The 19,320-nt window shown below is 47.7% G+C and carries 16 protein-coding genes; 6 read left to right on the top strand and 10 right to left on the bottom strand.

The features are described 5' to 3' along the window. Nucleotides 1-35 precede the first annotated feature (35 nt). The 4 genes from dctA to FSB84_RS12430 are packed head-to-tail and all read right to left on the bottom strand — an operon-like array spanning nucleotide 36 to nucleotide 5,483. Nucleotides 36-1,292, bottom strand: coding sequence for a C4-dicarboxylate transporter DctA (dctA, locus tag FSB84_RS12445; protein WP_130541145.1), 1,257 nt, complete (start codon nucleotides 1,290-1,292; stop codon nucleotides 36-38). 32 nt (nucleotides 1,293-1,324) lie between these two features. Then, a complete protein-coding gene (locus FSB84_RS12440) occupies nucleotides 1,325-2,512 on the bottom strand; it encodes an AGE family epimerase/isomerase (RefSeq protein WP_207234258.1) in 1,188 nt (395 codons plus the stop codon). Between the two features lie 11 nt (nucleotides 2,513-2,523). Next, on the bottom strand, nucleotides 2,524-4,350 hold the full coding sequence (locus FSB84_RS12435) for a sodium:solute symporter family protein (RefSeq protein ID WP_130541148.1): 1,827 nt from the start codon (nucleotides 4,348-4,350) through the stop codon (nucleotides 2,524-2,526). An 8-nt stretch (nucleotides 4,351-4,358) separates the two neighbouring features. Further along, the gene (locus tag FSB84_RS12430; RefSeq protein ID WP_130541150.1) at nucleotides 4,359-5,483 is read right to left on the bottom strand and encodes a glycoside hydrolase family 26 protein; all 1,125 of its coding nucleotides are present in this window, start codon (nucleotides 5,481-5,483) and stop codon (nucleotides 4,359-4,361) included. 115 nt (nucleotides 5,484-5,598) lie between these two features. On the opposite strand from FSB84_RS12430, the gene FSB84_RS12425 reads away from it, so the two are divergent. The 4 genes from FSB84_RS12425 (at nucleotide 5,599) to FSB84_RS12410 (ending at nucleotide 9,229) form a co-directional block, all read left to right on the top strand. Next, nucleotides 5,599-6,261: a GDSL-type esterase/lipase family protein gene (locus FSB84_RS12425; RefSeq protein WP_225980059.1), complete on the top strand. Its 663-nt coding sequence runs from the start codon at nucleotides 5,599-5,601 to the stop codon at nucleotides 6,259-6,261. Nucleotides 6,262-6,367: 106 nt separating this feature from the next. Next, nucleotides 6,368-6,745: a nuclear transport factor 2 family protein gene (locus tag FSB84_RS12420; protein WP_130541151.1), complete on the top strand. Its 378-nt coding sequence runs from the start codon at nucleotides 6,368-6,370 to the stop codon at nucleotides 6,743-6,745. A gap of 160 nt (nucleotides 6,746-6,905) precedes the next feature. After that, on the top strand, nucleotides 6,906-7,868 hold the full coding sequence (locus FSB84_RS12415) for a hypothetical protein (RefSeq protein ID WP_147122153.1): 963 nt from the start codon (nucleotides 6,906-6,908) through the stop codon (nucleotides 7,866-7,868). Nucleotides 7,869-7,885: 17 nt separating this feature from the next. Then, the gene (locus FSB84_RS12410) at nucleotides 7,886-9,229 is read left to right on the top strand and encodes a T9SS type A sorting domain-containing protein (protein ID WP_130541154.1); all 1,344 of its coding nucleotides are present in this window, start codon (nucleotides 7,886-7,888) and stop codon (nucleotides 9,227-9,229) included. A 64-nt stretch (nucleotides 9,230-9,293) separates the two neighbouring features. Here FSB84_RS12410 and FSB84_RS12405 read toward each other — a convergent pair whose 3' ends face one another. The 5 genes from FSB84_RS12405 to FSB84_RS12385 all read right to left on the bottom strand — a co-directional run bounded on the left by FSB84_RS12405 (nucleotide 9,294) and on the right by FSB84_RS12385 (nucleotide 15,203). After that, nucleotides 9,294-10,409 (bottom strand): hypothetical protein, encoded by a 1,116-nt coding sequence (locus tag FSB84_RS12405; RefSeq protein WP_130541156.1) that lies wholly within the window; start codon nucleotides 10,407-10,409, stop codon nucleotides 9,294-9,296. A 141-nt stretch (nucleotides 10,410-10,550) separates the two neighbouring features. Then, a complete protein-coding gene (locus tag FSB84_RS12400; protein ID WP_130541158.1) occupies nucleotides 10,551-11,777 on the bottom strand; it encodes an ABC transporter permease in 1,227 nt (408 codons plus the stop codon). A gap of 9 nt (nucleotides 11,778-11,786) precedes the next feature. After that, on the bottom strand, nucleotides 11,787-12,533 hold the full coding sequence (locus FSB84_RS12395) for an ABC transporter ATP-binding protein (protein ID WP_130541160.1): 747 nt from the start codon (nucleotides 12,531-12,533) through the stop codon (nucleotides 11,787-11,789). Nucleotides 12,534-12,554: 21 nt separating this feature from the next. Beyond that, on the bottom strand, nucleotides 12,555-13,835 hold the full coding sequence (locus FSB84_RS12390; protein WP_130541161.1) for an efflux RND transporter periplasmic adaptor subunit: 1,281 nt from the start codon (nucleotides 13,833-13,835) through the stop codon (nucleotides 12,555-12,557). Nucleotides 13,836-13,859: 24 nt separating this feature from the next. Further along, on the bottom strand, nucleotides 13,860-15,203 hold the full coding sequence (locus tag FSB84_RS12385; RefSeq protein ID WP_130541163.1) for a TolC family protein: 1,344 nt from the start codon (nucleotides 15,201-15,203) through the stop codon (nucleotides 13,860-13,862). Between the two features lie 195 nt (nucleotides 15,204-15,398). Between FSB84_RS12385 and FSB84_RS12380 the strand changes: the two genes are divergently transcribed. Beyond that, nucleotides 15,399-16,292, top strand: coding sequence for a LysR family transcriptional regulator (locus FSB84_RS12380; protein ID WP_130541164.1), 894 nt, complete (start codon nucleotides 15,399-15,401; stop codon nucleotides 16,290-16,292). Nucleotides 16,293-16,362: 70 nt separating this feature from the next. Then, entirely contained in the window at nucleotides 16,363-17,331 is a 969-nt protein-coding gene (locus FSB84_RS12375; protein ID WP_130541166.1) for a YeiH family protein, read from the top strand. A 95-nt stretch (nucleotides 17,332-17,426) separates the two neighbouring features. Here the strand turns inward: FSB84_RS12375 and FSB84_RS12370 are convergent, their stop codons facing one another. Next, complete coding sequence (locus tag FSB84_RS12370; RefSeq protein ID WP_130541168.1) at nucleotides 17,427-19,319, bottom strand: SusD/RagB family nutrient-binding outer membrane lipoprotein; 1,893 nt, start codon at nucleotides 19,317-19,319, stop codon at nucleotides 17,427-17,429. Nucleotide 19,320 lies beyond the last annotated feature (1 nt).

The following is a 19,320-nucleotide window of genomic DNA, read 5'->3' as shown; positions in this document are numbered from 1 at the left end:
CTGTTTTGAATGGCCGCGAAGGTAATATTTTCAGATCAGATGAGGCGGGTGGTCTTTTTTTCCACTACCATCCTGTATCGTTCCATATCGATCTCGTTTTCGGATTTGGCTATCACCACCGTAGCAATGGTATTGCCGATGATGTTCACGATGGCGCGGCCTTCACTCATGAAACGGTCAACACCAATAAGCATTGCCAGTCCTTCGAGCGGGATCACTTTTAAAGCGGTAAGTGTGGAAGTGAGCACAATGAAGCCGCTGCCGGTTACGCCTGCAGCACCTTTACTGGTGAGCAGCAATATACCGATGATGGTTAGTTGTTGCCCTAATGAAAGCGGTACTTCAAATACCTGGGCCAGGAAGATCACCGCCATACTTAAATAAATGGTAGTACCGTCGAGATTGAAGCTATATCCGGTGGGTATCACCAATCCCACTACTTCCTTTTCGCAGCCTGCGGCAGTAAGTTTTTGCATGATGCTGGGCAGGGCCGCTTCACTGCTGCTGGCTCCCAGCACTATCAGCAGCTCTTCCTTGATGTACGCCAGCAATCTCCACAGGCTGATCTTGTAATACATGCAGATCAGGTTCAGTACGATAAAAATGAAGAGTATACCAGTGAGATAGAAGCTCATCATCAGGAAGCCGAGATCTTTGAGTGTTCCGAACCCGAACTTACCGATTGTGTAGGCCATACCACCGAAGGCGCCGATGGGGCTCAGTCTCATGATGATCTTGAGCACATTGAACAATACCTGGTTTATCTTTTCGAATGTGGTCAGCAGACTGCCACCTTTATCACCCATCATTTTCAGGCCAACGGCAAAGAGAACGCTGAAGAAAAGTACCTGCAGGATATCTCCGGTAGCGAATGCTTCCACTACATTGTGAGGAACGATTTTGGAAAAAAAACTCCCCCAGTCCATTTCTTTGGCCTGTTCTGCGTATTGGGCCACTTTTGCAGCACCGCCTGTTTGCTTTTCAACGCCAACACCAGGCTTCAATACATTGGCAGTGACCAAACCGATGATGAGTGCAAGGGTAGTAACGATCTCGAAATAGATGAATGCTTTCAATCCTACCCTACCCACTTTTTTCAGATCACCTGCGCCGGCAATACCTGCCACGATGGTGAAAAAGATAACAGGGGCAATCACCATCTTGATCATGTTGATGAAAGTTTCACTGATCAGTTTGGCACTATCCTGGAATGCAGGGAATTTCCAACCAACAAGTACTCCCAGGATCATTCCAATGATTACCTGGACATAGAGGCTCTTCAAATATTTCATGACTGTTTCAGGGTGGGGGCGAAGCCCGGTTTTCATTGAATCCGGCGCATGATCTCCAAACATGCACGGCCGTTATGATAAGGGCATTTCCAGAGACCTGCCTTATCTTCCTGCGCAATGATATGGTAATTTTCATACACGCCCCAAATCCATTCGCCTTTATGGGAATCAATTAGAAATTCTTGAATAAACTTCCAGGAACCAATAGCGTTTTTTAGAAAATTTTCATCATGCGTGATTTGCCAGGCATTGAAGAATCCCACCATGGCTTCGGCCTGCGGCCACCAGTGTTTTTCCCTGGCCCAGTGATTGGTTGCGGGGTCGAACTCATACCAGAGACCACCATCAGCGTCCAACGCTTCGGCAGCAGCGATGGCAATCTGCACAGAGCGCGTACTTATTTCTTTGAGCAGAATGTCTTCCCTGATTACTTCTGCAGCTTCCTGGATCAGCCAGGCCGCTTCTATATCATGACCATAAGAGATCAGTGTAGAACGGGGTTCCCAATCATCGGAGAAGAAGAGTTGAAGATGCTGCGTATAGGGATGAATGATATGATGTGAAAAGATATCTATCAGTTGGATGATCTGTTTTTTGAGTGCAGGCTCTGGCCAGATGCGGTACAGGTTGGCGAAGGCTTCCAGCACATGCAGATGCGTGTTCATGGTTTTCCGTTCATTGGCATCTTTGGCGCTGAGACGCATGTCCGGCAAATCAGACCAGTCGCGGGCAAAAGCTTCGAGGTAACCACCATGCACTGGCTCGGCAGCATGCTGTATGATAGTTCGATAAAGATCGATGGCATGTTGCTTCGCTGCTTCATCGCCGGATGCTCTGTAATACTCGCTGAGGCCATACACGGCAAATGCGATGGCATAGGTCTGTTTTTTTGTGTCTGCGGGCTGTCCGGAAGCGGTCACAGTCCAGTATACACCGCCATAATCCGGATCGATGAAATGTTCAACGATATATTCATACGCTCTTTCGGCAATGCGGAGGTATTGAGTTTTTTGGGTTTGATTGTAAGCAGCAGCAAAGCTCCAGCATATGCGACTGTTGAGCACGGAACCTTTTAATGCTTCGGGAAAAACGGTATCATCGTGGTCTATTTTTCCATAAAATCCACCTTGCTGATGGTCCACCACATGGAGCATCCAGTAGTCCAGGATACTGTACAATTCCTTTGTTACTTCTTCTTTGAACTGAGCCAGACTGAGCATGATGCTGTTGTTTAATCTTCCAGTTTATTCCACCAGGTCCTTTTGAGGATAATGGCAATCACCACCAGGATGGCAATAGTGATGAGCAGCGGCAATTCCATCCAGAGTACAAGATACATCGGTAAAAGGGTCAGGCAGCACTGAGCTGTAATACCGAGCGCCACGTTGAACATATCCAGTTTGAATCTTCTGTTGGGTTGGAATGTTGGATCTTCAGCCACTACACGGCTATGTATCCAGCCCCAAAATCCCCAGGGCTTTACAGTACGATAAAAAGATTTTAAGACTTCCAGATCGGTTGGCGGAGCAGTATAAGTACCAATGATACAACCCGCAAGAGAGATGAGGAATAATAAAGGCCAGCTATAAAGACTAATGCCGGTAAAGATGAATGGGAATACCAGCGCAGCTGCAATACCACTGATCATGCCCCAGAAAAATCCATTGGCATTGAATCGCCACCAATACCACTTCAACATGTTCGCTGCAATGTATCCTCCATAGAGTGCGCCTACGATCCATTGCAGAATGGAGTTCACATCCTTCGCAAAGAAACCAAGCACGATACCTGTGGCCACTACCACCACTCCCACGAAATAATTGATGAGGATCACCTTCTTCGTACCCGCGTTGGGGTTCACATATTTCAGGTAGATATCATTCACGATGTATGCCTGCGCTGCATTCAGTGTACCAGAGAAAGTTCCCATGAATGCGCCTAACAAACCGGTAAGCATGATGCCCATGATACCAACCGGCAGGAAATTATTCACTGCACCCGGCAAGATCCGTTCGAAGTCTGTACCACCGGCGCCATCGGACAAGTTCAGTTGATCATAATACAATAAGGCCAGCACAGTGAGACCGATGATCAGTGTGTATCGTACAGGCAATAGAATTATGGACACGAATCCTGTCATCTTCGATGCTTCTTTTGGTGATCTCGTGCTGAGCACCTTCTGCATATCGTAGTTGGGCGCCGGGCCTGCAAGACTGGCCAGCACTCCCTTGAATAGCATCATCATGAAAAAAATGGAAAACAATCCGAAGCCATCATCTTTTATCTTTTTATTGGCATCGTCTATGATTCCTTTCCAGTCGAGGCCCAGATCAACACCAAAGAATGGATTGTTCCACCCTGCCGGCACATTCAGGGTATTACCACGCAGATGCGTAACCGCAATGATACCCACTGCGATGCAACCCGTTCCGAGGATGATGTATTTGATCATATCCCCCAGCACGATACTATGCATACCACCGAGAATAGAATAGAACATCGCGAAAAGTGTAAAAACGATCCCGTAGAAATGCGCCACATACTCCGGCGCCACATCGAAGGGAACATACGGCGAAACGATATGCCAGGGAACGAAGATCTCCATGAATTTACCGAGCCCCACGAAACCATATGCGAGGAAACCGAGGCAACCGATCAGCGCGAATGCCACCACAATGATATGCGAAGCGCCTACGCCTGTTCCTGAAAGCCCGAAGCGCGTGGCCAGCCATTCCGCGCCGGTATTGGCATTGGAGCGCCGCAACCATTTGGCGAGATACATCATATTGAATACCTGGTTGAACACAGGCCATAGCCAGGGGATCCAGATACTTTTCAATCCGTATACGAAACAAAGGGCCACCATCCACATGGTGCCACTGATATCGAACATATCAGAAGCATCGCTGAGCCCGAGCATGTACCAGGGAAGCTTCTTTCCACCCAGCAGGTAACTTTCTTTGTTTTGACGTGCTTTCTTGCGAAGGAACCAGCCGATGAGCACCATCATCACCAGGTAACTTACTACGATGCTGATATCTACCAATTGCAGTTTCATAGTTCAGGTTAAGGGCGTTGCAGTTCTTGTTTCAGTTTCGATTCAAAAAGAATATGCGGGTTGTTGTAAAATACTTTAAAATCCTCAGCAGATGTCTGTCCGGGATAAGGTGCATAGTAATGCATTTTTTTGTTGTGCTGATCAAAACCATGGTTACGCCACACCAATACATATGCGATTTGCAGTTCTTTCACGATGGGCCACACCACGGCCGTCCACCAATATGGGTCAGGAATGGCTTCCAGTCCGGTTTCCGCGATGGCTGCAATCTTATTCTTTGATGCTGCGATCCGGCAGATGGTCTCACTCATGCTGCGCATATGCTGAATGAATTGCTGCCTGCTTGCAGGATCGGTTTTGTATTGGTAATTATCGAAGCTGATCAGGTCCACCAGTTCATCACCGGGATATCGTTCCATGAATTGCAGCTCATTTTCAAATCCGGCGGTATTGTACACGTACAACAAATGATGTAATTGTTTTTTATCACGCAGATAATGCACAGTGAACTGCCAGAGCTGTTTGAACTCATCAATTGTACATACGTTCCTGCACCACCAGAACCAGTTACCGGTGAGTTCATGAAAGGGACGGAAGAGAATGGGAATGTATTCGCCTTTACTGTCTTTCAGATCATTCATGAATACCGCTACTTTATCCAGCCAGCTTTTATAAAGCTCATGTCTGGTACCGCCGGGCAGGATGGCTTTCACCGTTCCGGGTGTAGTGTCCCATGCAGAGCCCGCTGAGAGCGGGTTCCGGGCATGCCAGCTGATGGTGATCACACCGCCTCTTTCATATCCTTCGCGAATGAATCGTTTCACATCAGAAAATAGCACACCATCAATTTCACGTGCCGAATCCAGTTCAATATGTGCGATATCCCAGCCATACACGCCGGGATGATCATTCACTACTTCCTTCACATCACATCGGCCAGGTATCGCTCTCCAGCCAACGCCGTAGGCAAGTGCATCCTGGTGACCAAAGATGGTGTATCGTTTACTGATTTGCTTAATTGCGGTATAGAGCTGTTTTGTGGCAGGCGTTGCCAACGGATCGGAGGGTTGTTGGGCAGGCACTGATGCATACAGCATCAGCATGCAGATGGCAATCGTCAGGGATCGAAACATGGCAGTCTGTTTATAGCTTTTCAAAAGTATAGTTTAATGATACGCTTGAATAGTACTTTTTTATCTTCTTATGATATAATTCCATGATCTGCTGATCCTTTAATATATTTATGCCATGATGAAAAAACTCCGTTACACCTTCTTGTCTGTTTGCCTGCTGCTGATTGTAGCGGCACAGTCGTTTGCCCAACCATTTATCAATGAGATCCAGCAATTCAGAAAACAGGATTCCATTTCTACTCCGCCAGCCAATCCTATTTTGTTTGTCGGCAGCAGTTCTTTCCGTATGTGGAAAGATGTGAAAGATTATTTTCCCGGTTATACAATTGTGAACAGGGGCTTCGGCGGATCAGGACTTCCGCATGTGATCCAGTATGCAGAAGATGTGATCTTCAAATACAATCCGCGTCAGATCGTGATCTATTGCGGAGAGAATGATCTGGGTCCAAATGTAAAAGGCGAATATATATCAGGCAAGTTCAAGGAACTTTTCCTGTTGATCCGCAGCAGGATGCCCAATGTGCCCATCGCATATGTGTCTATGAAGCCCAGCCCGCGCAGGGAGAAATTCCTGGATGGGATGAAGGATGGCAATAAGCAAATCAAAAAATTCCTTAAAAAGAAGAAGAAGACTGCTTATATAGATGTGTTCACCGCCATGCGCAATGCAGATGGCAGCTTAAGAACAGATATTTTCCTCGAAGACAATCTGCACATGAATGCCAACGGCTACAAGATCTGGCAGCCGCTGATACAGCAACACCTCATAAAAGACTAAGAACAATCCCCGCTCAATGCGGGGATTAGTTTTCCCAACTGTACGTGGGCGCTGAGTTTCGCTGGCTGCTGGCATAATTTTTTTTCTTATTCTTCCAAAAGCAGCTATGGAAACTACAACTGTACATAACCCGCGTGAAGTGGTATTGGGATTGCTCCAGGCGCTGAATGCTCATGATTACCAGGAGGCAAGGAAGTTTGCCAACCCTGATATGAAATTCGATGGTGTGCTGGGATCCAGGGATGGGGCCGAAAGCTATTTTACAGACATGGAGAAGATGCAGCTGGAATACAATATCAGGCGCATCTTCGTAGAAGGCAATGATGTATGTGTTTTATATGATCTGCTGATAGAAGACGAGATCATTTTTTGCTGCGGATGGTACACGGTCAAGAATGATAAGATCAGTCATCTAAAGGTAGTATTCGATCCCCGTCCGCTTCTCGATGCGCAGGAAAAGTCCGGCCAGGAGCCACAGGGCTGATTCTTCCGTATTTCTAATGTATCAGGCAAGAAAAATTTTCGATCCGGGCACTCAAACCTGCGGTTCGGTTGAAGCCATCATTTCCCGCTATTTCATCAGTCTAGCTTTGCCTTTCAAAAATTTAGTTATGAAAGGCAAGTTTACATTCAGGTGCGCGTGCATGGCAGCGCTTTTATTAACTACTACAGTAGCGCAGGCAAAGATTTGGCGTGTCAACAACAATTTTGGAGTACGGGCTGATTTCACACAACTCAATGAGGCGGCCATCAACCAGCAGGTAAATGCGGGAGACACTATCTATCTCGAAGGCAGCAGCACTGCCTACAGCGGGTTTAATCTATATAAGAGGCTGGTCATTATCGGACCGGGCTACCTTCTCTCCGGAACAACCGGCAATGCTGGCTTACAGGCAAACCCCAATTCCGCCACCATTACAATGTATGTAGATTCACTCGCCAGTGGTTCCGTTTTCATGGGACTGGATCTCACAGCCAATATGCATGGAGGAACAGACAATATCAGGTTCGAAAGATGTTATCTTTCTATTGGGCAATGGACAACGGGCCGCATTATGAGCAACCTGGTCATCAACAAATGTTTTATTCATAGTCACAGGTTTACAACCTACCCAACAGAAAACCTTGAAGTCACCAATTGTATTTTTGAAACTTCTGTAAGCTATATGGCGGGCATGAACAGTTTGTACAGGAATAATATCTTTTTCAATGCCCACCTCACTATCAGTAACGCTTATATTTCGAATAATATTTTCGTGGGCAGTAATTTCACTCCTACCAGCTGCACTATCAAATACAATTTATCCTCAGGCAATAATCTTCCGGCAGGCAATGGCAATGTAAATGGGGTTCCGGCCGGTTCTCTTTTTGTTGGTGGTAGTTCAAGGGACGGAAAGCATATGCTGTCTGCAACATCGCCGGCGCGTGGCGCAGGAGAGCCTATCGAAGGCATCACACCTGATTGCGGCGCATACGGAACGCCTGATCCATACAGGCTGAGTGGTATCCCTCCAATTCCCACTATCTATGAACTGACCGTTCCTGCATCGGTACCTTCCACTTCATCTGTACTACCCGTTATCGTTAGTACAAGGTCCAATAACTGATCCTTCAATCAATTCTTATGATCATGAAAACAATTGCAGGCTTATGCCTGACTGCAGGGATCATTTGTTCGGCGGCAACAGCACAAACTCCTTATCCTTTAGCCACAGACAGAGGTAATATCGTTTACCTGGAATATTTTATCGACAATGATCCGGGACCCGGCAACGGTATTTCCATTCCGGTAACACCAGGCAAAGATATCGCTTCCATCAATTTCGATGCAAACATCAGTGCTATCCCGAAGTCCTGGCATCGCTTATACATTCGCGCCCGCAATGCAGAAGGCGGCTGGGGGCTTTGCACCTATGCGTTGTTCGACAATGTTGTTATCCCCGCTTATCCCAATGCCAGTTCTGTTGCCAACCTGGAAGAAATGGAATATTATATCGATAATGATCCGGGCATGGGTAATGGTATCAAGATCCCTTTGCCTGCTTCAACAGATCAAAACAATCTCACCATCCCGGTGGAGATTTCCAATTTGACAGGCGGCATTCACCGGCTGGTGATCCGAAGCAGGAACAGTCTGAACCAATGGAGCCTTACGCATATCAGCATTTTCGAGAACGCGGCTTCGAAGCCTTATCCTGCAGCCGTTACCGCAGGCCCGGTTACAGAAATGGAATACTTCTTCGATACCGATCCGGGTTTCGGTAATGGACAACCGATCAGCTTCACAGGAGCGCCCGATATCAACCAGCTTTCTTTGAATGCAGATATTGCCGGGCTCACAGAAGGGCAGCATATGCTATACCTGCGCAGCAGATCGTTTCCCTGGAGCCTCACCATGGCAGTCAATTTCAATTACGGAACCTCATTGCCTGTAACCTGGCTCTATGTACGTGGTGAACGCAGGCAGCAGCTCGCATTGATCAACTGGGCCACTGCGCAGGAATTCGATTCAGATAAATTTATTGTGGAATACAGCAGGGATGGAAGAGAATACATAAGCATCGGAGAAGTGGCAGCTGCCGGCAACAGCAGCTCAAGCCGCAAGTATGAATTCACCTGGAATGGATTACAACCCGGCGTAAATTATTTCCGTTTGAAACAAATCGATAAAAATGGAAATTTCAGTTACTCCGGCATTATCTCCATTCCGTTTGTTGACAGGAATACTGCGCCTGTGCTGATGCCCAATCCGGTAGATAAAAACGCAACACTTCTGCTTCCACCTTCTTTCGAAGCAACACATCTTCTTGTGTTCGATGCAGCTGGCAGAACGGTATGGCAGCAATCCATCGCCAACAGCAATAGCAGCCACCAATTGCTGCAACTCGGATCATTACAAAAAGGTATTTATGTTTTGCAGGTAAAAGGGAAAGCAGGACATCATACCATTCGGTTCGTCAAGAATTAATCAGACATCACCAGAAAGAGAAGAGCCGCTATGAAGGCAGCTCTTCTCTTTCTATTTTTCCTTCTTATTTTATGTAAGCCGCCAGTGCAGCTATATCAAGTGTTTCCCTGATCTCACGGATCAACTGGTGCGGCAGGCGATCATCCAGATCATAGCGAAACAGATCAATGATCACCAACTGCAGGTCTGTTGCCTTGCGCATCGGATCGAAGAAATCCGGATTGGGGATTACCAGCTTCTTACCATTGGTATGTGAACCGGGAGCCTTTCTTTCTTCCGGCGGCATAGCCGCCATCTTTTGTTTGTATTCCCGTAATCTCGACTCAAATGCTGAGAGGTAACTTTTGTTCTCAGCCAGTTCAACAGCTTCGCGCTGCTTCATCTCCTCTTCCATTTTTGCATAATCAGCCTGTGCCTTCTCCCACTTCTGCTTTGCATCTGCCGGGTTTGTTCTGGAAAGAATATCCAATCCTTCTTTCACTGCTTTTAAAATGCCAGGCTTATCTCTAAGCCATTGCTGGTAAGAAGATCCTCTCGCAAAATGTTCTTTCGCAGTTTTTATAGCCTGCTCTTCATCTTTGATAAAACCGAGCAGTACAGTTTCATTTGAAACATATTTGAATAGTGGTTTCTTATTTTTCGTGATCACTACAAACCCGCCTTCGAGTACGGGGCATCCTGCAATGGTTTTGATCACAGCGGGCTCCGCAAAGCCGGTTCTATCGTACACTCCCTGTTTAAGCATAGACCTGATATCATTGAAAAGCACATTAATGCCGGGCCCTTCTGCTGCCCGCTCAGGAACCGGATTGTTTTCAGTGATGGTCCATTCCCTGATGATATAACCGGCTGAGCCAGCCATCACCTTGCTTTCGTGGCAGGCTCCATCTCCACAAATACCCGCGTAGGTACCCACTTCAAAACCACGTGGCGGATTGATGCAGGGAGTTTTGTGCATCAGCTCCATGAACGCAGCCATATTATCATTGAGGAACCTGATCTGCGCGGCAGAAAAGCCATTGTTCAAAGCCTGATAAGATGGAAGATTCTTCGCCATCGGCAGGTATTCGCCTTTTTGTTTGTACAGGGCCCTTGGGACCTGTGCATCTGCTGTTTTCACAAACAGGCAGCACCAGAGCAATGCCATTACTGTAAGACGGTTATCGCATTTCCATTTCATAACTATTTTTTTACAGGTAATTCTTTTGAGAACCTGTAAAACTACCCGGCAGCATGCTACAGAAATCATATCGATTTCCGGAATGCACCATTCCATTCCTGAAACGCAGGAAATCAAATTCAAAAAAACAGAAATAAAGATTTACTCGTAGCGCAGGGCCTCAATAGGATCCAGCCTGGAAGCCTTCTGCGCCGGGTAATATCCGAAGAAGACACCGGTGATGGCGCAAACAAGAAAGGATAATATGATACTCGATTGGGAAACAAGTGTAGGCCAGTTAAGAAAAGTTGTAACGAGTTGCGACGCCAGTATGCCCAGCAATACGCCGATGATACCTCCTGTAACACTGATCAGGATAGCTTCCACCAGGAACTGCAGCAGGATATCGATGCCTCTCGCTCCGATGGACATACGCAATCCGATCTCTTTGGTCCGCTCCGTTACAGACACATACATGATGTTCATGATACCAATGCCACCCACTACCAGCGAGATCCCCGCAATTGCCGTGAGCAGTACGGTCAGCAACTGGCTTGTAGAACTGAAAGTATTGATCAGCTCTGCCTGGGTACGTACCATGAAATCATCCTGGTCTCCTTTTTTCAGTTTGTGCTGCGTGCGGATGATAGAGCTGATCTCATCAACAGCATCATCTGTTCTGGATTCATCGATAGCAGAAGCATAGATATTCTGCACCCAGGTTATGGCGAGGATCCGCTTCTGTACGGTGGAGAATGGCGCAATGATGATATCGTCCTGGTCCTGTCCGAATGCATTCTCTCCCTTTTCAGCCAGTACGCCGATCACTTTGAATGGGATCTTATTGAAGCGTACGATCTTACCAACCGGATCTTCACCGGAAGTGAAGAGATTGTCAACTACCGTTTGCCCAAGCAGGCAAACCTTGGCTGCATTGTTCTCATTTTCGCCTGAGAATTCAATACCGCTTTTCAGGTCCCAGTCGCGGATGGCAAGATAATCCGGATACACTCCCTGTATAGTGGTGGGCCAGTTGGCGCCTGCATAGATCACCTGTCCGCGGCTCTGTACAGCCGGCGACAATGCAGAAATATATTGCGCCTGTTTGCCGATGGCGTTTACGTCTTCCACTTTGAGCGATTGCACACTGCTGGCATCCAGCCGGGCTCCTCCGCCAACGGTCTGGTTACTTTGCGGCCTGATGGTGATCATATTCGATCCCATACTGGAGAGCTGGTCCTGTATGCTTTGTTTGGAGCCCTGCCCAATCGCTACCATGGTGATCACAGCCGCTACGCCAATGATAATACCCAGCATGGTGAGGAAGGCGCGCATTTTATTCCGGATCAGCGCCTTCATAGCGATCTTGAAGAGATTTACAAATTTCATAGCGGCTGTTTAATAATCTTCGGCAACGGGAAGACTTGCCAGCACTTCCTTTGCCGATCTGATATTTTCGTTTTTACTATCCCTGATCACTTTTCCATCTTTCAGCATCACGGTACGACTGCTGAAACTGGCAATATCCGGCTCATGCGTCACAAAGAGGATGGTCTTTCCCTGCTGATTCAGGTCCTGCATCAATGCCATGATCTCATAAGAAGTGCGTGAGTCCAGGTTTCCCGTAGCTTCATCCGCCAGGATCATCACGGGATCATTTACCAGTGCGCGTGCAATGGCCACGCGCTGCTGTTGTCCACCCGACAATTGATTGGGAAGATGATGGAGCCTGTTGCCCAGGTTCACAGCTTCCAGCGCCTTTACCGATCTTTCGTGACGATCCTTCGCTGACACTTCACTGTTATAATATAGTGGCAGCTCCACGTTTTCGAGGGCTGATGTTCTGGCCAGCAGATTATAACTCTGGAACACAAAACCGATCTTCCTGTTGCGCAATTGCGCCAGCTCATTTCTGCTGAGGTCCCCCACGCTAACGCCATCCAGGAGATAGGAGCCACTGGTTGGCTTATCGAGACAACCGAGTATATTCAGCAGGGTGGTCTTTCCCGATCCACTGCTGCCCATGATGGTAACAAACTCTCCCGCTTCCACGGTAAAGTGTACGCCCTTCAAGGCCCTTACCACTTCCGATCCCATGCGGAATTCTCGTTTCAGGTCTGTAACTTCAAGAATGATCTTCGGCATAGTGCATGATTGAATATTATGCTATCTGGATCTGTTGCCTCCTCCCCTGCGGGCCGGCATGAACGGACTTCTCACTTCGTTATTGGCAGCAGGCAATGTGCCGGGCTGTACAATGCCGGTGATCACTGTATCCCGCGTAGTAAGCCCCTGCAATATCTGTACATTGGCATCATCCGTAAGTCCTACCTGTATCACCCTCCTGGTTATTACGTTATGGTTCTTCAGCCATACAATTGCGCGCTTAGCCTTTACCGTTGTATCGGAAACTTCGTCCATTTTTGGTCTCTCCTTTCGCAGGGCAGAGGTATCCGTTTCCGGTTCCTGTCTGTTGCGAACGCCTCTGTGCGAAGCAGGTTTCCCTTCGATCTTATAATCTTTCAGCAGGCTTGAGTCCGGGGTGAACTTGATGGCCCTGGCGGAAACCAGCAGTGCGTCATTGGCTTCCTTGGTATAAACGGTAATGCTGGCAGTCATACCCGGCTTGAGTTTCAACTGGTCATTCGGTGCATCGATGATGGTAACATAAGTAACCACATTGGATGAGATGCTCGGTTGCAACCTGATCTCTTTCACTACTCCTTCAAATTCATCTTCGGGATATGCATCAACGGAGAAGGTGACTCTCTGTCCTTTTTTCACATTGCCAATATCCGCCTCATCTATCGCCGCCTGCACCTGCATGCGCATGAGGTCCCTGGCAATCACGAACAGCGTAGGCGCATTCAGACTTGAAACCACAGTCTGTCCTGCGCTTACATTGCGGCTGAGCACAGTTCCATCGATAGGTGAATAGATATCTGCCAGCTGTAAATTCCGGTTGGCTGTTTTCAACTGGGCTTCAGCACTCATGATATTATCTTTAGCAGCACTCAACTGATAGAGGGCTGTTTCATATTCTGCACGGGAGATGGCGCCCACATCCAGCAATTGTTTCTGACGATTGTAATTGCTCTGCTGATAAACAAGATTGCTCTTCGCCTGTTGCAATGAACCGCTGAACTGTTGAACCTGGGCCTGCAGCAGGATCTTGTCCAGCTGCGCCAGCAGTTGTCCTTTTTTCACTGCCGAATTGAAATCCGCATATACCTGCGCGATAGTACCCGACACCTGGGTGCCTACCGATACTGTATCTACCGGTTGGATGGTTCCGGTAGCCGTAATACTGATAGCCACTGTTCCATATTGCGGCAGTTCTGTTTCCAGCATCAGTTTTTCTTCTTTCTTCCTGAACTTCCAGAACCATACTGCCCCGGCAACCAATGCCAGGACCAGCAGGATGATCAGCCATTTCCATTTTTTCATACGTACTGTTTTCTGTTGCCAATACTATAAGCTTACCGGAACACCGGTATAGAAATCATACACTTTGTGATTCAGGATGGCGCTGTACCTGGCCTGAATGTAATTCTGCAATGCCTGCACATACAGGTTCTTCTGAGTGAGCAGATCCACCATATTCACGGCTCCCAATTTCAATTGTTCATTGGTGATGTCAAGCGTTTGCTGGCTTACCCGCAATTGCAGTTCCGCCACACTGTACTGGTTGCGCGCATTCAGCAATGCGATATAGGCCTGCTCAACAGCCTGGTCCAGCGTGGTTTTGGTGCCGAGTAATGTCAGCTTTGCCTGCTCTATCTGGATCTTCGATAGTTCTATATTCGTTTTGTTGATACGGTTCTGGAAGATGGGAATGGACATAGACAAACCTGCGCGCTGGAAAAAGTTATTGTTCAGTTGCGGGAAATAGGCTTCATCGCGGTTGTCTGAATAACCGGTGGAGAGTGCGCCACTCAGTGAGATCAAAGGTCTTCGTCCTGCTTTCGATTTTTCCAGTTCCAGTTCTGCCGCCATGATATTGAGCGAATCTGCCATCACTTCAGGCCTGATAGACAGCGCTCTTGCAGCAGCATCAGGTAATGGTGTGATCACTGGATTCATGTACAAGGTATCCGGCACCACCACATCAAAGTTCACAGAGGAATTCAGTTGCAGCAATTGTTTGAGTGTAATGATATTCTGCCTGTAAGCATTGCGTGCCGTCACCAGGTTGAATTGATCCGTGGCTACCAGCCCTTCAAACTGGATATAATCTTTCCTGGAGATGCTGCCTGCATCATAGCGTTGTTTTCCCTGCGTCAGTTGCGCCTGCGAGGTAGTAAGCAGGTCTTCCAGGTACACAATATTCTCCCTTGCCAGCAGGATGTTGAGATAGGCCTGTGTGATCTGAATGGTAACATCATTGAGTGCAGTTTGAATATCGAGATCAGACATCTGCACCTGCAGGTCTTTCTGTTTAATATCATTCTTAAGATAACCACCATTGTATAATGTAACGGAAGAATTGAGTGAGTAGTTGCTGGAGAAATTTGCCTGTGTTTGAAACCCGCCCACCACCGGGTCTGTACTCTTGCTGTTCACGATGGTCTGACTCATGGTGCCGTTGAGATTGGGATACCTGGCGGCTTTGGAGAGCAGGAGGTTCTGCTCACTGCTGAGCCGGCTTTGTTCCAGGGTGCGCACCTGGATATTGTTGCGTGCGGCATAATTCAAACAGGTGGCAAGGTCCCATTTGAGTTCAGGCCGGCTGAGTGAATCCTGGGCAGATGTAACGGAATAAAAGAGCAAAACGAAAATGGTGCTGAAAGCTATTCCAGGAATTGGTTTCCGCATATACAAACTGTTTTATTGTCCGGGTCTGAGCCGCCTCCGGATCGTTGAAGTTGAAAGCTAAACCAGTTTGAGTAAGGGGAGTTTGACTATCAGGGTGGATATGACCAAAGATAGTCTATTTTTTGACGACATAAATTAACCCATCCTGCGGTCATGCATCGGGTTAATGAAGGATTAATCCCCTAACTTCATATCATGTTTGATTTCCGGTTAAAAGTGTTCCATACTGTTGCCAGCAGGCTCAATTTCACCAAAGCAGCGGAAGAGCTGTTCATTACGCAGCCTGCTGTTACCAAACATATCCACGAAATAGAACAGCATTTCAAAGTGAAACTGTTTGAGCGTGATGGCCGCAAAGTGCAATTGACAGCAGCCGGACAAACACTGTTGAAATACACCACTGAACTGTTCGCACTTTACCGGAACCTGGAATTCGAGATGAATACGCAGGCCGATAAAAAAGCGGGCCGGCTCCGTGTAGGCGCCAGCACTACTGTAGCGCAGTATGTACTTCCCCCGGTGCTGGCTTCGTTCCATAAAAAATTCCCGGAGATCCGCATTACGCTCAGTACCGATAATACAGAACAGATCGAACAGGCGCTGCAGCAGCGCCAGGTGGATATAGGAATCATAGAAGGAAGATCGAAGAACAGCGCATTCAGGTATACACCGTTTCTGAAAGATGAACTGGTGCTGGTAGCCAATGCCGGGCATCCGCTGGCGAAAAAAGGCATCATCAGGCCTGAGGACCTCCCGAAGATCCCATTGCTATTGCGCGAGCCCGGTTCAGGCACACTCGAAGTAATTGCACATGCGCTCCGCCCACTCGGCATAAAAACTGCACAACTGAAAAAAGAAATGCAGCTCAGCAGTACAGAAAGTATCAAAGGTTATTTGCAACACAGCCATTGCATGGCCTTCCTGAGCATTCATTCCATTTTATCTGAACTGGAACAAAGACTGTTTACCGTGATAGAGGTAAAAGGACTTTCCATCCAACGTGATTTCTTCCTTATCAGCCCGCATGGAGAAAGCGGAGCGCTGGTCAATCTGTTTATGCAATTTGCCCTTACCCATAACTTCAGGTAATCGATCATTACGATATACCATTTCTCCTTCACAGGGGTTTACCTGAACTTTGCCTCCATAATCATCGTGTATGGACAGGACGAGACCTGTTCCCGGCAGGAAATTTTTAGACATGCAGTTCAGCGCCCGGGAAATCATTTTCATTATTATCGCGGTGCTTTGTTGTACCAATCTGATCAGTGCACCGGTAGCTTTGCTTTTGGGTTTGCTGGTAGCGCAACTGGTGGGCCATCCCTGGTTGCACCTGAATCACAAAGTCACTCACTGGTTATTACAGATATCTGTGGTTGGACTGGGATTCGGAATGAACGCACATGCTGCGATAGAAGCAGGACGGGCAGGTTTCGGCATTACGGTAGTTTCCATTGTTGCTACGCTCGGCATCGGATTGTTATTGGGAAGATGGATGAGGATCGATAAAAAAACAGCCTGCCTGATTGCAACCGGCACGGCAATTTGCGGAGGTAGTGCGATTGCAGCCGTTGCGCCGGCCATCGATGCGAAAGACAAACAGATATCCGTGGCACTGGGCACTGTTTTCATTTTGAATGCAGTGGCTTTGTTCATTTTTCCGGTTACCGGTCATTTGCTGGGATTATCTCAAATGCAGTTCGGCACCTGGGCCGCCATTGCCATCCATGATACCAGCTCTGTTGTGGGCGCTGGCAGCAGGTATGGTCCGCAGGCGCTGGAAGTGGCCACCACAGTGAAACTGGCCCGGGCATTATGGATCATCCCCGTGAGCATTATTGCATCTTTCGCTTTCAGGAAAAAAGGACAAAAAATACAGATTCCCTGGTTCATCGGGCTCTTTATTTTAGCGATGCTGGGCAATACTTTCATTCCTGCTGTACAAACATTCAGCCCTTATGCCACCATCATCGCCAAAGCAGGCCTCACGCTCACGCTGTTCCTGATCGGTTCCGGATTATCACGTGATGTGCTTCGCTCCGTTGGTATCAGGCCAATGGTACAGGGCCTGATCACCTGGGCATCGATAGCAGCTGCTACATTGTGGTTCATCTATTATTTCGTATAGGCATCATTGTTGAATACAAACAGATAAGCCGCTCCAGGTGGAGCGGCTTTCTCTTCTCATGTACCCGTAGGTGGACAGTTTAAAGAACCCACGAATTATTTCTGGGCCCACCAGAGTGGTGTGAAGTTGGTATCCTCACCATCGAGGGCTTCCATTGCCTGCGCATAACCTTTCGCGTTGGCATTCCGCAAACTCGCGGGATACCTTAAACGCTGTGCGAAGAAATTCACCTGGTTATGCATGTAATTGCTTTCTGTCAGCTGCTTCATGTTCGGCAGGGGCGACTCCACGCTGGGATTCTCATAGAATGGTAATCCCAGGCGACGATGATCGTTCCAGCTTTCCAGCGGCAACCACGGCAGGTTGGAAATATATTTCTGTGTAATGATCTTGGTGAGACGATCATTCTTTATAGTTCCGTTCTTGTAAATATTGTTCACGGGATACAGCACGTTCACAACACCCGGAGTTCCCGTATATCCATCCTTGTAAGTCATTTGGTGAGTAGCGGGCGGCTCAGTAGTATGGTCCCAGCTTGCTGAAGTGCCAAACCTGTTATAATCGGAAGATGCCAGGTAATTAGCAGCAAATGCAGTAACGCCCCAGTAATCGAAATTGAGCTTCACACCTGTTTCGTATGCAGCTTTTGCAGTGGTGGGAACATCCCAGCCTCTGAGCGCCGCTTCTGCCAGCAGGAAATACGTTTCCCATGGAGCGAAGAAGATCCTTTTGTTGGTGCTGTTCCTGAATTTCAGCGCCAGTCTTGGATTGGCGCCTGGATATGAACGCAACTGGTTCCTTGAATTGTAAACACCCCAGTCGCCGCTCTGCCAGCCATTCCAGGTGAATTTACCATTCAGTTTACGAACGAGATCGCCATCATCATCTATCAGATCACGCTCAGTGATAGACCAGTCGCCATACCGGCAGAAATCCAGGTTATCGAAATCACCGGCCAGCGGGAATGCTTTCAATGCCCTGGGATCGAGTGACGGAGGAATGCCATCCTGGAAATAACCAGCCAGCGGCTCATTGGTTTTGGTAGAAAAATGATTGGTGAGTTTGATGCCTGCATCATTGGCGGCCCTGATATAACTGTGGAAGTCTGCAGGCAACAAATCTGTTGTAGCGATGCCGCCAAGACCGGTGAAAATATTTTCCAGTGTGGCGCTCATGATCTGCGAATTCCATTCACGGCTCATCACACCATTCAGTGCATTGTAACCATCGGCTTTCTCCTGTACCTGGAAAGCGTCATCCATGGTGGTGATGGCTGCTTCCTTTGCGGCTGCTTCAAACTCGGATTTTGCTTTTTGTTCATCCACTTCAGACAGGCGCATTGCCAGTCGCATACGCAGCGATACCGCATATTTTTTCCATTTCGCATACTTCCAACCGTAAGCTGCATCGTACTTGGCTTCGGGTGCGGCTGTTGCTGCACCATCCAGTTTGGTGCCGGCATCCTTCAATTCGTCCAGGATATGGTAATACACCGTTTTCACATCGGCAAAATCAGGATTGGTGCCCTGGAAACCATTCACAGGAATGGGGCCGAAGTTGTCTGACATTTCGCTCATCAGGTAAGCACGCCAGATGCGGGCCACTTGTTTCAGGCTTTCATTATAAGGCCAGGCGGTTCCTTTTGCCTGTTTCTCATCGGCCACCTGAATGGCTGTATTGGCGGCATTGAGCCAGCCTGAGATATAGGTAAAGTAATCGCGGTTCCAATCATCGTTATCAGCTCCGATGGTCAATGTAGAGCCGAGTTGCTGCCTGGAAGCATTTTTCCAGTATAAAACAAAAATACGTTCAGCAATATGCGGGTCCATTTGTGCATCTACGATAGCATTGTTCAGGAAATACTCTACTTCCACCTGGTCCACATTCGCTTCCCTTGGATTGGTGAGCATATCATCGAACTTCTTGCAGGAGGAAGTCATCAGTATTGCCGACAACAATATTCCAGAAGTTATATGTAGCTTTTTCATT

It is taken from the genome of Pseudobacter ginsenosidimutans, from assembly GCF_007970185.1.
Taxonomy (GTDB): domain Bacteria; phylum Bacteroidota; class Bacteroidia; order Chitinophagales; family Chitinophagaceae; genus Pseudobacter; species Pseudobacter ginsenosidimutans.
This window is presented reverse-complemented; position numbering and strand designations above follow the sequence as displayed.

Excerpts from the sequence above, each read along its gene's own strand:
- dctA (WP_130541145.1), bottom strand. The coding sequence starts at position 1,292 with ATGAAATATTTGAAGAGCCTCTATGTCCAGGTAATCATTGGAATGATC.
- FSB84_RS12440 (WP_207234258.1), bottom strand. The coding sequence starts at position 2,512 with ATGCTCAGTCTGGCTCAGTTCAAAGAAGAAGTAACAAAGGAATTGTAC.
- FSB84_RS12435 (WP_130541148.1), bottom strand. The coding sequence starts at position 4,350 with ATGAAACTGCAATTGGTAGATATCAGCATCGTAGTAAGTTACCTGGTG.
- FSB84_RS12430 (WP_130541150.1), bottom strand. The coding sequence starts at position 5,483 with ATGTTTCGATCCCTGACGATTGCCATCTGCATGCTGATGCTGTATGCA.
- FSB84_RS12425 (WP_225980059.1), top strand. The coding sequence starts at position 5,599 with ATGATGAAAAAACTCCGTTACACCTTCTTGTCTGTTTGCCTGCTGCTG.
- FSB84_RS12420 (WP_130541151.1), top strand. The coding sequence starts at position 6,368 with ATGGAAACTACAACTGTACATAACCCGCGTGAAGTGGTATTGGGATTG.
- FSB84_RS12415 (WP_147122153.1), top strand. The coding sequence starts at position 6,906 with ATGGCAGCGCTTTTATTAACTACTACAGTAGCGCAGGCAAAGATTTGG.
- FSB84_RS12410 (WP_130541154.1), top strand. The coding sequence starts at position 7,886 with ATGATCATGAAAACAATTGCAGGCTTATGCCTGACTGCAGGGATCATT.
- FSB84_RS12405 (WP_130541156.1), bottom strand. The coding sequence starts at position 10,409 with ATGAAATGGAAATGCGATAACCGTCTTACAGTAATGGCATTGCTCTGG.
- FSB84_RS12400 (WP_130541158.1), bottom strand. The coding sequence starts at position 11,777 with ATGAAATTTGTAAATCTCTTCAAGATCGCTATGAAGGCGCTGATCCGG.
- FSB84_RS12395 (WP_130541160.1), bottom strand. The coding sequence starts at position 12,533 with ATGCCGAAGATCATTCTTGAAGTTACAGACCTGAAACGAGAATTCCGC.
- FSB84_RS12390 (WP_130541161.1), bottom strand. The coding sequence starts at position 13,835 with ATGAAAAAATGGAAATGGCTGATCATCCTGCTGGTCCTGGCATTGGTT.
- FSB84_RS12385 (WP_130541163.1), bottom strand. The coding sequence starts at position 15,203 with ATGCGGAAACCAATTCCTGGAATAGCTTTCAGCACCATTTTCGTTTTG.
- FSB84_RS12380 (WP_130541164.1), top strand. The coding sequence starts at position 15,399 with ATGTTTGATTTCCGGTTAAAAGTGTTCCATACTGTTGCCAGCAGGCTC.
- FSB84_RS12375 (WP_130541166.1), top strand. The coding sequence starts at position 16,363 with ATGGACAGGACGAGACCTGTTCCCGGCAGGAAATTTTTAGACATGCAG.
- FSB84_RS12370 (WP_130541168.1), bottom strand. The coding sequence starts at position 19,319 with ATGAAAAAGCTACATATAACTTCTGGAATATTGTTGTCGGCAATACTG.